Below are 13,333 nucleotides of genomic sequence, written 5' to 3'. Positions count from 1 at the left end.
GATATGGCTTATCTTGAGATGAAAAACATGTCCTTTGGCAATCAGCCGTCCACGGTTTTGTGTATGGTTAGTTGCGTGGTTAAGCAACTAAGTTAATAAACATTTACGAACCCGTGAAAATTCCGCAGGAATTTTCGCAAGTAGACTAGAACCAAGCAATTAATTATACACGGTGTTGTAAAACGTTTTTATTCATTCGTTTGTTCAGTCAGAGTATTGAATTCAAATACTTTGTTTTCAATATTGTCAGTAGTGAATTTTTTAAAGTCATTCACAAAAAGAATAATATCCTGATTTCTGTCGCTTACTATTTCTAAATTATACTTTTCATTAATTATTAATTTTAAAGGTAGTTTACTTTTTTTAATAGCGAATGATTTAAAATTTTCAAACATCGTATTTATGTTTATTAAACTATCCTTTGATTTTATAGTACTTCCAATTCCAATTCTGTCATCGTTTTTAGAATTCACATAAGATTTGAAAGATATTTTCACTTTTATGGAATCAGTTAAGTTTTCAGTTTCTTTAATTGAAATGCTGTCAATAGAATGTTCCGGTTTAATGAAATTCAATTGAATACTTTTATTTTCAATCGAATATTCTCCAGAACCAAATTCATTGATTGTAAAATATGGTCCATCTATATGTCCTTTTATTTGATTCTTATCATTATAATATGATAATGGCGAATCTCCTTTGTACGAAATAAAACCAAATTTTTGATTTGGCAATAAATGAATAAAAGATAGGCTATCAGACGTAAAGAAGATTTTTTCTCTATTATTATCTTGAGAATAAATATTTTTACTGATTAGAAGAATTGTCAAAAGTAAAATTGTCTTCAATTTCATAATAGATGTTTATTCAAATTTATTCGTTTTGTGTTTTGAATAAAAATTCAATTTAGTATTCAGTTCTTTTGATTTAGTGAAATGGTCTTTTGGTTTAGGTAAATGTTTTACAACAGGCCACTGCATAAAGCGAGTGCGGCATTTTGCTGATTTGCTTTACTCTATGGTCTGGTTTGTTTGATCTAAATATACAATGAATTTTGGAGTTGTGCGCCGCGTGTGGAGCTTTCAAACTTGCCTCCGACGAGCGCAGCGAGAGGAAGGCATCAAAGAACCACCCAGTCACCTCATAACCGATAATGAATAGAAAGACACCAAGAGCTTTAAAATCCTAGCGGATTTACTCCTGAGTCGATCAATATCCAAATCTTCGATATTTCAACGACTTTTAGTGTGATTCTTATTTTGAAGTGGATTTATTTTAATTTAAAAATAAAGCAGTTAAATTTTTATTTTCAAAAAAGCTGGCTTGCAGCATTCAATTTATTTAATGACTGTAAGTATAACTCATTAAATATATCGTAACCAATAGTGTTAGGACAAAATATATACTTGAAATTACACTAGTAACAATAGCTGTTTTATTTTTCTTAATCCGGAACGAAATTATAGATAATATTAGTGTTATTAGGAATAATACGGGCAGTCCCAAAATTAAGATTCTGAAATTTTCCACGATATAGGATTATCATTGACCACCAAGAATACATATAGTCCTAAAATCAATAAAATAATAATAGAAGCAATGTTTAACTTTTTATGTGTTTCCATATGAAGATAATTATTGGACAGTATTCTTTATTTAATTTTGACATCAGGTTTATTGGTGAATGTGAGAATGTCTTGTGGGTTATAGCCAGAACAGCATAATATAAAGCGACAGTGGCTCCTAATGATTGTCAGTGTTACCTATATAGATATAAGATATGATTTGTTTGTCTAATAGCGATAGTGTTGATCATATCACATTTTCGCGAAAGCGTACTAAAGATGCTAGTTAGTTATTTTGGTAAGGGACTTGATGCTCACTGCTTCTTTACAGTTATCTAGCTCCATCTTGAGATCGTTTCCTGCTTCGTCTTGTCCTGTGATTACATAATGACCACATGGCTCGCGGCGAGGTACGCTCTCTCCAAAATCTACATCTCCTAGTTTTAATAAACGGTTTATAGTGACCGTGTCTAGTTGCATGGCAGCCAGTGACTGTGTTGCTTCTGGGGTGAGATTATACGGTTTAATGCGCAAGTTTTTAAGCACACGCTCTTGTGGAAAGTAAGCACAGCTGGTTTTTTTACCGCTAAAAAAGAAAGCAAGTAAAATAAGCCCAATGGAAAAGCCGCCGAGGTAGAGCCCCATTTTTTTAAGGATGTGCATGTGTGTCTAAAAGATCAAAAGGTTGATGTCTCGGTAAGAAAGGTCAAACCAATCTGCTACCGATTTTTTGGTTAAAATACCGTGGTAAAAGTACAATCCATTTTTTAATCCGCGGTCGTAGCGTAGCTTATTTTCTATACCGCCTTCCTCTGCAATGTCAAGTAGGTAAGGGGTAAAAATGTTACTGAGAGACAGAGATGCTGTGCGGGCAAATCTTGCAGGAATATTAGGCACGCAATAGTGGGTTATGCCGTGTTTCTTATAGGTAGGTTTATCATGCGTAGTAACTTCTGAGGTTTCAAAACAACCTCCCATATCGATACTTACATCTATAATGACGGCGCCATTTTTCATGCCTTCTACCATGCGCTCGCTCACAATGACTGGTGCGCGGTTTGCACCTCGTACAGCACCTATGACTACGTCACAACGTTTGAGGGCTTTTACAAGATTCTTAGGCTGTAGGGTAGAGGTGTATAATGGCCTGCCTACATTAGTCTGTATGCAGCGTAGTTTTGTGATAGAGTTGTCAAAAATCTTCACATTTGCTCCTAGTCCGATAGCAGATCGCGCGGCAAACTCGCCTACGGTGCCTGCTCCTATAATCACAATCTCTGCTGGTGGCACGCCGCTTATGTTACCTAGCAGCATACCTGTGCCCGTTTCTGGGCTAGACATAATCTCTGCCGCCATTTGTACGGCTGCGGTACCGGCAATTTCAGAAAGTGTGCGCACGGCAGGGTAGGTGCCGTCCTCATCTTTTATAAACTCAAAAGCGAGTGCAGTAATGCGCTTGCTAGCAAGTTTTTCAAAATATTGTTTCTTCTGGGTTTTGATTTGTAAGGCAGAGATGAGCACCGTTTGCGGGTTCATCATCTCTATTTCTTCTAGGGAAGGTGGTTCTACCTTAAGAATCATAGGGCAAGAAAACACTTTGGCAGTGTCTTGGGTAATTTCTGCGCCGTTTTCTGAGTAGTCCTTATCTGTGTAGCGAGCACCTTTTCCAGCTTTAGACTCCACCATCACGCGGTGTCCATTGGCCGTAAGCGCTCCCACAGCATCAGGGGTTAAGCACACCCTGCGTTCTTGAAAGTGTGTCTCTCTCGGAATCCCAATAAAGAGCTCTCCTCGTTTCTTTTCGACCTCAAGACATTCCTCTTGAGGAAGCAACATTTCTCTAGTAAAAGGTGAGCTATTGGTTTCCATGTGTGTTTGTATGCGATTACCCAAAAGTAAGGAATAATTTAAAATATAGACTAGATATAAATCAAGACGCAGCTGTAGTGTGGATTACAGTATTCAAGGAATATGCTGTAATATTATAATTGTCTAATCTCCCATGTTTTAATAGTAGATAAATAATAATATAGTTACGCTTGTCAAAGTAAATGGGAGACAGCTTTCGCGAAAGCGTAAAAAACCACATTGCCAATAATCTGTAAAGGCATTCTCGCATCTGTCTTGTAAAAAGTATCTTTGCACCCACAAAAGAAGATTATGAAATACGCTGAAAATATATTAGGAACGATAGGAGACACTCCTATGGTAAAAATGAACGCACTTGTAAAAGACCTTCCTTGTCTTGTGCTAGCAAAATATGAAACTTTTAATCCTGGAAACTCTGTAAAAGACCGTATGGCGTTACAGATGGTAGAAGATGCAGAGGCAGCAGGTGTACTTAAGCCTGGAGGGACTATTATAGAAGGTACTTCTGGTAATACGGGAATGGGTCTTGCCCTTGCTGCTATTATTAAAGGCTATAAAATGATCTGTGTAATATCAGACAAGCAATCTAAAGAGAAGATGGATATCTTGCGTGCCGTAGGGAGTGAGGTGGTAGTGTGTCCTACTAATGTAGAGCCAGATGATCCAAGATCATACTACTCTACATCAAAAAGACTTGCCGAAGAAACACCAAATAGCTGGTACGTAAACCAGTATGATAATCCTTCTAACTGTAAGGCACACTTTAATAGTACAGGACCAGAAATCTGGGATCAAACAGATGGAAAGGTAACGCACTTTGTGGTAGGTGTAGGAACAGGAGGTACCATCTCTGGGGTAGGAAGCTATCTTAAAATGAAAAACCCAAATGTAAAAGTATGGGGAATTGATACCTATGGATCTGTATTTAAAAAATATAAGGAGACAGGTATTTTTGACGAAAATGAGATTTACCCATACATCACTGAGGGTATAGGGGAAGATATATTACCGCTTAATGTAAACTTCAGCATCATCGATGGATTTACAAAGGTAACAGATAAGGATGCTGCTGTATACACAAGACGCCTCGCCAAAGAGGAAGGGATGTTCTTAGGGAATTCGGCTGGATCTGCTATCAAAGGATTATTACAGCTTAATGAGGAAGGAAAATTTGGTCCAGATGATGTCGTTGTCGTACTCTTTCACGATCATGGAAGCCGTTACGTAGGAAAGATGTTTAATGACGACTGGATGCGTGAGCGTGGTTTCTTAGACCAAGAATATAAAGTAGCAAGCGATTTAATTCAGAATCATATAGATAAACCACTTGTGACTGTAAAGACAGAGGAGCTTGTATCACACGCGATAGAGCGCATGCGTGATTATAAAATCTCACAAATCCCTGTAGAAGATGTGACAGGTATTGTAGGTTCTGTAGATGAGGGTGACCTTTTTAGAGCATATATGGAGAACAACGAGGTGGCAGATTTACCTATCAAAGATGTAATGGGAGCAGCATATCCTATTGTGCAGAAAAATGCTACCGTAGCAGAGGTTTCAAAACTTATCTCAAAAGAGAATAATGCAGTCTTAGTAGATCTAGGAGATGGTAAACATCATATCATTACAAAGCATGATATTATTAATGCGATGTAATTACATAGCACTTTTTAGAAAAAAACGCGGGACGTAGTCTCGCGTTTTTTTTGTGCGCTATTGTGATGTTATTTTCATTTGTGAGTACTGTATTTTATTAGTAATCAGAAAGATGTATTTTAGCTTTGAGAAATAAGCTCCTATGCAAGAAGACTTTTTACATTACTTATGGAAATTTAAGAAGTACGCTTTCGCGAAAGCAGAAACAACCTCAGGCTTACCCATTACATTAATCAACGTAGGACAACATAATCATCTCGCCGGTCCAGACTTTTTTAATACCACACTTGTAATAGGTGATCAAAAGTGGGCTGGGAACGTAGAAATACACTTAAAATCTTCAGATTGGTATGCGCATAATCATGAGGTAGATGCTGCTTATGATAATGTGATTCTCCATGTAGTGTGGGAGCATGATGTAGAGATTTACAGAAAAGACAACACTGCCATCCCCACCTTAGTCCTCAAAAATCTAGTTGCCGAAGCTGCTTTGAGAAGCTACAAGGAACTCTTTAATAATAAAGCACAACAATGGATTAATTGTGAGAATAGCATACGGGAAATTCCAGAGATGATACAAAGCAACTGGCTGGAACGTCTCTATTTTGAACGCTTAACGCGAAAAACGGAACACATCACACCTATTCTTAACAAGGTAAATGGTGACTGGGAAGCGGCACTTTTTGTGTTACTTATGCGCAGTTTTGGCACCAAAGTAAACGCAAATTCCTTTCAGTCCATCGCCGAAAAACTTGACTTTTCTACCATTCGTAAATGCGCTCAAGAACCCTTTAGACTAGAAGCATTATTATTAGGCATAGGCGGATTGTTGCCAGAAAACACCATAGACTCATACCCGATGCAGCTACAAGGTGAGTATGAGTTTGTTTCTCATAAATTTCAGATTGCGAGCGATGGAGTGCTACCCGTACAATTCTATAAGTTGAGGCCAGATAACTTTCCCACAATACGACTGTCACAAGTGGCGCAGCTCTACCATAAACACCTGAATTTGTTCCAAAAACTGATGTCTGCATCAACTATCACTGAGTTATACGCTCTATTTGATATTAAGGCTTCTCAGTATTGGGATACACACTATTCTTTTGGGAAAGACCAGAAAAAACGCACCAAGAAACTTTCGTCGTCATTTATAGATATTATCATCATAAATGCGCTTATACCATTACGGTTTTCTTATAATCAATACCTAGGGAAGGATGAGAGTGAGGTGCTGCTGTCTATGATGCACGCTATCAAGTCAGAAAGTAACAGTATTATCAAGAAGTATAACACCTTAAGAGATCGCGCACAAAATGCTCAAGAAACCCAAGCCTTATTAGAATTAAAAGCTAACTACTGTGATCTCAATAAATGTCTGTCATGTGCTGTAGGTAATTATTTGATTAAGCATTAAAATTAAAGGTGGTTTATAAAACCTAAAAAGGTGTGATCATCAAAATGAACACACCTTTTTTTAAAATAACTCTACTCAGCTAGAACTTATAAGTATTTGTGATTTCTATACAAAATTAATTTTTAATAAATTTAGTTAATTGAAATTGGATTAAAATAAACCTATTTTAAACGACGATTAGATTTTTGCCCCGCAACTAGTTGTCTTTCACTGCAAAATGCTCTTAAACGCCTTTAAATTAAATTTTGCTAAAAATCTAGTTTAAAACCCTTAGTCTTTAAATTCACTTACATAGTGCATTTTTACAGATGGATATTTTTGTTGTGTCATCTGTAATGTAAAAGGAGAATCTGCTAGAAATACGAGTTGGCCTCTTTTGTCTTTTGCCATAAAACGTTGTTTTACTCGTAAAAACTCTTTGAACTCTTCGCTTTTTGGATCTTCTGGGTCAACCCAGCAAGCTTTTGATACACTTAAAGGTTCGTAGGTACACTTAGCCCCATATTCATGCTCTAGGCGGTATTGGATTACTTCATATTGTAATGCTCCCACAGTACCTATTACTTTACGACCGTTAAGCTCTAGCGTAAATAATTGTGCAACACCCTCATCCATAAGTTGGTCAATACCCTTAGCAAGCTGTTTAGACTTCATTGGGTCCGCATTATTGATATATCTAAAGTGCTCAGGAGAGAATGCAGGTATGCCTTTATAATGAAGCTCTTCACCAGAAGTAAGTGTATCACCTATTTTAAAGTTACCAGTATCATGTAGTCCTACAATATCTCCTGGGTATGAGATGTCTACAATCTCCTTGCGCTCTGCAAAAAATGCATTAGGACTTGAGAATTTTAATTTTTTCTTGTTTCTAACGTGTAGATATGGCTTGTTGCGTTCAAAAACACCAGAAACTATTTTTATAAAAGCAAGTCTGTCTCTGTGTTTAGGATCCATGTTTGCGTGAATCTTAAATACAAAACCAGAGAAGTCTTTTTCGTCTGGGTGCACGAGACGTTCTTCACTCTTTTTTGGTCGTGGTGGTGGTGCGATTTTCACAAAACAATCAAGCAGTTCTCTTACTCCAAAGTTATTCAAAGCAGAACCAAAAAACACAGGTTGCTGTGTACCATCAAGATAATCCTGCTGATTAAAGCCTGGATAAACCCCTTGTACTAGCTCTATCTCTTCTCTAAGATTATCGGCAGCTTCGGGGCCTACGAGCTTATCAAGTATTTCATCTTGTAGGTTTGAAACTTCGATTGTTTCTTCTATGTTTTTTCTGCTGTCTCCACTAAAGAGATTAACATTTTTCTCCCAAAGGTTGTAAATTCCCTTAAAGTCATATCCCATTCCAATAGGGAAGCTTAATGGAGTGACAGAGAGGTGTAATTTTTCTTCTATTTCATCTAGTAATTCAAAGGCGTCTTTACCCTCACGATCCAGTTTGTTTACAAAAACAATCATTGGGATGTTGCGCATTCTACATACCTCCACCAGTTTTTCTGTCTGTGGCTCTACACCTTTTGCAACATCTACTACCACGATAACACTATCTACAGCAGTTAGTGTTCTAAAAGTATCTTCGGCAAAATCCTTGTGACCAGGAGTATCAAGGATGTTTATTTTAATGCCATTATATTCAAAAGCAAGCACAGAAGTGGCTACAGAAATACCACGCTGGCGTTCTATTTCCATAAAGTCACTCGTCGCTCCTTTTTTAATTTTATTAGATTTTACAGCCCCAGCTTCTTGAATCGCTCCACCAAAGAGGAGTAGTTTTTCAGTAAGTGTTGTCTTTCCTGCATCTGGGTGAGATACAATTCCAAACGTTCGGCGACGGGCTATTTCTTTTTTAAAACTCATAGAATTCACTCAATATTTTAGAATGTAAAGATACTATATAGTGTTAAAGAAAGTGGGGTGTATTTTAAAGCTATTTAGATAGCTATTTTACTAATATTTAGGTTGGAATTGTACGCTTTCGCGAAAGCGGACTCTTTTTTGAAGCACTCAGTTATTTGGCTACTTTCGTTAAGACATTTTGTTTAAAATGTTATATATTGTGTAGTTTGTCGATGATAATAAGTAGCATAACTAATAGTTTGAAAACGTAATCAGCAGATGTAATAATCGCTTTATATTTGAGCACCCAACTAATTGATTTTGCCTAATTTATCACATTTTAACAACGATGTGTGGATTAGTGGTTTTGATATATTGGGTTTTTTTGTGTCTGATTTTTTTTTGAAGATGCACCACAAGTGAATCAAAAATGAATGTTTTGAATTATTCACTTTAAAATGTAAGTAGCAATATGCTACTTCTTAGGTGAATATTTAATGCTAATATCATAGGGGTTTTAATAAATACTCATATGGTCAAGATTAAAATAAATTATAAGGTTTTTATAAAATAGTAATATATGAAACTAAATTACTTAGGAGATTTAAATAGATTAAAGAGCGACTCTATGTTTAGAGTGGTTGTTTTGTTTGTGTTTATGCTCTTGTCTAATCAAATGTTTGCTTCAACAGTTTCAACTGTTGAGACACTTGTAGATGATGCTGATACCTTAACGGGTTGGAACTTTGCTTGTGGAGAAAACAAGACTGTTGATGAGTACGGTGCAAATGCAAATGGAAAAGCCTCAACAGATGTTGTGCTTCCTAACTCGGGAAATATTTATCAATACGTAGTTGAGATTGTTTACAAAGGAGCAAATCCTGGATCAACCATACAAATTAAAGATAATGCTAACAAGATGCATACTTTAAATAGGTTTGATGTTACAGGTTCAAGTAGTAATATTTGGGTTTATAGAGGTGTCATTCAAGGTAATACTTCTCGTATCAACTACTCAAACACCGTTAATAAAAGCAATTTGCAATCGATAGTTGTTTACGCTTTTAGAAATACAGTAGATGCATTTGCAAATTCTGGGGTGTTTACAAATTTAAGTGGATATAATAATAAGGTGCAGTTTACAATTGATATTCCTACTTTTTCAGAACCTAGGGATTTATTTGTTGAAACACCAATTTCTGAAATTACAACAGATGGTAGGTACTTACTGTTAAGAGCAGAAGCGGGAGGAGTTTCTGAAGAAATTATAATCACTGGTCCAGATAGTTCTTTGCCTGGTGGTACGTGTTGTTTAATAATGCCTACATTGGAGTTATTAGATGTACCTGGTAGTGCTACGCAAGTAACTATTACAGTAGATACAAGGCATAGGCAAAATGGTCAAAGTGTTAATGGTCAATCATGGATTATAGCTGGAGGAGTAAATGTGGACGCAGATTGTACTCCATCAATAGACCCTTGTAATGCGCAGGTGTCTGGTAACTTAGATAGTGATGGTGATGGTATAAGTGATCTTTGTGATCTTGATGATGATAATGACGGTATATTAGATACAGATGAGTGTGTAAATGCTGCGTCTGCCATATCACCGTTAAGTTTAGACTTTAGCAATGGAGTGTTTACTGATAGTGGAGCTAGTAGTGAGGTGGGTGATAAAATGAGGTATGTTAATGCTGGTACTTTTGAGGGTACACCTTTTGATTTAGAACTAGTTGTTATTTCTAATCCTGAACCAGCTACCTTAGATATCACTATTAACAACCCAATTTCTACAATATATCTAACAGGAGCAAATGTTGGCGCTCTTGCTGGCTTACAGATGAATTTTTATCAATCTGGAACTAATACGTTGCTGCCGATGCCATTAGATGTGACTTGGATGGATGTAGATGGTATTCCGACTTCTAGTGAGGAAGTAATATTAAATACTACAGATGTACAGTTTTATCAATTATCAACATCTTCCGGTCTTTCGGTAATTAATTCTGGTGGAAAAATTAGAGCTAGAGGGGTAGAGGTTAATACAGATAATACTGATGCAAATACACAAGATGCATGGTGGAGAACTAGATTCTTAACAACAGCGAGTATCAATTTTGAATTAAGAAAGCGTTTAGGAACTCCAGGTTACAACTTTGATGTTGAGCCTTTAACTAGTGCTGCTGCATTGGTACCTGTAACTGCTCCAGCCTCAGGTTGTAATAATGATATTGATAATGATGGTATTATTAACGCTCTAGATCTAGATAGTGATAATGATGGATGTCCCGACTTTGTAGAGGGTAATGGTTCTTTCTTGAGTAGTGATGGTTTAGCAGCAAGTGGAACTTTATCAGACGGTAATAATGGTAGTGTAACAAATAACTTAGGTGTTATTGTTGACGAGAATGCAAATAGTGCTACTTATGGTGTTCCTTTAGTGGCTAATGCTGGTCAATTAAAAGGTTTTAGTCAAGATAAAACACAAAACCAGTGTGCGACTATCCTTGCAGATGATGATACAAGAACCGTGTTCTTTAATCTTCCTTTGAATATAGATGTCGTTGCAAATGATGACTATGGTGATAATGGAGCTTCTTTAACCGAGCCTATAGTAGTTACTGTAAATCCTGCACACGGAGTTGTTGAAATTAGCGATAATAATACGCCAGGTGACTTATCTGATGATACAATCATATATACACCAAATCAAGATTACTCAGGGTTTGATGAGTTCAAATATAAAATTGTAGATGTAAATGGTAATGAAAGTGAAGCAACTGTTTTTCTTTCTGTATCTGATGTATTTATAGTCCCTCCAGGAGAAAGAGGCTGTGATTGTGCACCTTTTTACGAAAACTCAAATTTTGCAAACCCTGTGTTAATTTCAGGAGTTGCACTGTCTGAAGGCGCCAAGTATAGGTTTTCAAACATTTTCCCAAATAATGCAAATGGAGTAGTTTTAGATGCGATTGTAGAAATTGTAGCTTTTAACAATGGAGCGACACTTCTTGATATTGACGTTGCAAATGAAGGTCTCCCTAGAGCATTCCAGCCTAAAATTAACAGTACTAATAACGGTGATCAGAGTGTGAAATTTGACATATCTTTTGTTGCTTCTGGTACAATGACACCAGTGAATATCTCGTTCTTTGGTAGTCCATTTGATATTGACGGTGATAGTGTAATTACAAGAGAATATGCGGAGTTGAGTCTTCCAGATTCATACTACACCTCAGGAGATACGCTCATTGAGATTATTGATACAGGGGATGGAATTAGAGGAACTGCTGTAAACCCTTTAACGGCTCCTGGTGGCGATATTTCTGAAGATCCTAGGTTTACTTTTAGTAACTATTGGGAAGGGAAGAGTAAGTTATCCTATACTATAGGTAAGCAAAACGGTAATTTTGATAGATTTTATGCGTTTGTGTTTGATAATGCAGAATATTTAAACCCTAGATCTACAATTCTTTCAGCTCCAGTTATCTGTGGTAACGTATCTGATGAAGGTGGGGATCCACTTCCTAATGTGGAAGTTGATATTATTGGTTCTGACGGAAGTAATAAAACGGTAGCAACAGATATAAATGGTAACTATAGATATGCAACTTCGATTCCTTCTGCTTTAGTTGATGTAACCTATACAGTTATTGAGAATGATAATTCAGGATATGTTTCATTATCTGATGTAGATGGAGCAAATGACAACAGAATAACTCGCGTGATAAACTTGATGTCTACATGTGGGAATGATTTTGTAGATGATGGTAGACCTAATGCTGTAAATGATGAAACAGTAGCTTTACCTTTAGAAACTATTAATGTTAATGTATTAGTGAATGATATTTTTGGTCCGGATCTAGCTGCTAGTGGAGCAATTACAATTATAACTCAGCCAACTCTTGGAACTGCTATTGTTAATACCAATGGAACAACAAATGATCCAACTGATGATTTTATAGAGTTTACTGCACCACTAGTAAACACTTCTGTTATACAATTTGAATATCAAATTTGTGATAGTGATAACGATTGTGATAGCGCCATTGTTTCAGTAAATATAGGGGCTCTTATTAATACAACTGCGGTTGATGATATTGAGAATACTTTTGTTAATACACCTGTAGATGGTAATGTATTAACTAATGATTTTGATGCTCAAGGAGATGCTCAAACAGTTACTTCGTCTAATGTAACATCTACTCAAGGTGTTGTTGTGAATATAGCGCCAGATGGTTCTTACTCATATAACCCTCCAGCTGACTATGTAGGTTCAGATACCTTTACTTATACAGTTTGTGATAATGGTAATCCACAAGCATGTGATACCGCCACTGTATATGTTGAAGTGATTCCTACAACAAGTAAAAATGATCCACCAGTTGCAAATGCTGATACTGGAGTTACAGAAATCAACACGCCTGTAGAAGGAAGTGTGCTTTCAAATGATTTTGATCCAGATGGAGATCCAATAACGGTTACTGCAAATACAGATCCATCTAATGGAGTATTAGTAATCAATCCTGATGGAACTTACGAGTACACACCAAATACTGATTTTGTAGGAGAAGATACATTTACTTATACCATCTGTGATAATGGTAATCCAGCTGAATGTGATACGGCAACGGTTACTATTCAAGTAATTCCAGACTTTGCAAACATTACAGTAGCAAATGATGATGCATATATTGGTTCTATTGATACAGATGTATTAGGCAATGTATTGGATAACGATACAGATCCAGAAGGAGATGCTCAGACAGTATCTTTAGAAGCAAATCCATCAAACGGAAGTGTTGTTTTAAATTCAGATGGAACTTTCACTTACACACCTGATTCAGGTTATACTGGACCAGATGAGTTTACTTACACAGTAACAGATGCACAAGGAGCAACAGATACTGCTACGGTTTCATTAGTGATTGCACCTTTAAGTAATACAACAACAGCTATAGATGATATCAATGATACGTTTGTA

6 protein-coding genes and 1 pseudogene are annotated in these 13,333 nt (G+C 36.5%); 3 read left to right on the top strand and 4 right to left on the bottom strand.

Annotated features, from left to right (window positions below; genetic code table 11):
• Window positions 1-188 precede the first annotated feature (188 nt).
• The 3 genes from D017_RS00035 to D017_RS00025 all read right to left on the bottom strand — a co-directional run bounded on the left by D017_RS00035 (window position 189) and on the right by D017_RS00025 (window position 3,434).
• Window positions 189-854 carry a hypothetical protein gene (locus D017_RS00035; RefSeq protein WP_035333959.1) on the bottom strand — a complete coding sequence of 222 codons (666 nt, stop codon included), beginning with the start codon at window positions 852-854 and terminating at the stop codon, window positions 189-191.
• A gap of 993 nt (window positions 855-1,847) precedes the next feature.
• Complete coding sequence (locus D017_RS00030) at window positions 1,848-2,228, bottom strand: hypothetical protein (RefSeq protein WP_035333958.1); 381 nt, start codon at window positions 2,226-2,228, stop codon at window positions 1,848-1,850.
• Window positions 2,229-2,234: 6 nt separating this feature from the next.
• Entirely contained in the window at window positions 2,235-3,434 is a 1,200-nt protein-coding gene (locus D017_RS00025; RefSeq protein WP_035333957.1) for an alanine dehydrogenase, read from the bottom strand.
• Between the two features lie 291 nt (window positions 3,435-3,725).
• On the opposite strand from D017_RS00025, the gene D017_RS00020 reads away from it, so the two are divergent.
• Both D017_RS00020 and D017_RS00015 read left to right on the top strand, forming a co-directional pair.
• On the top strand, window positions 3,726-5,090 hold the full coding sequence (locus D017_RS00020) for a pyridoxal-phosphate dependent enzyme (protein WP_035333956.1): 1,365 nt from the start codon (window positions 3,726-3,728) through the stop codon (window positions 5,088-5,090).
• A 142-nt stretch (window positions 5,091-5,232) separates the two neighbouring features.
• Window positions 5,233-6,507: a DUF2851 family protein gene (locus tag D017_RS00015; RefSeq protein WP_035333955.1), complete on the top strand. Its 1,275-nt coding sequence runs from the start codon at window positions 5,233-5,235 to the stop codon at window positions 6,505-6,507.
• A gap of 270 nt (window positions 6,508-6,777) precedes the next feature.
• Here the strand turns inward: D017_RS00015 and D017_RS00010 are convergent, their stop codons facing one another.
• A complete protein-coding gene (locus D017_RS00010; RefSeq protein ID WP_035333954.1) occupies window positions 6,778-8,370 on the bottom strand; it encodes a peptide chain release factor 3 in 1,593 nt (530 codons plus the stop codon).
• Between the two features lie 559 nt (window positions 8,371-8,929).
• On the opposite strand from D017_RS00010, the pseudogene D017_RS00005 reads away from it, so the two are divergent.
• Window positions 8,930-13,288 (top strand): annotated as a pseudogene (locus D017_RS00005) (Ig-like domain-containing protein); the annotation flags it as partial.
• Window positions 13,289-13,333 lie beyond the last annotated feature (45 nt).

The sequence above is a fragment of the Dokdonia sp. PRO95 genome (genome assembly GCF_000355805.1).
Lineage (GTDB): Bacteria > Bacteroidota > Bacteroidia > Flavobacteriales > Flavobacteriaceae > Dokdonia.
This window is presented reverse-complemented; position numbering and strand designations above follow the sequence as displayed.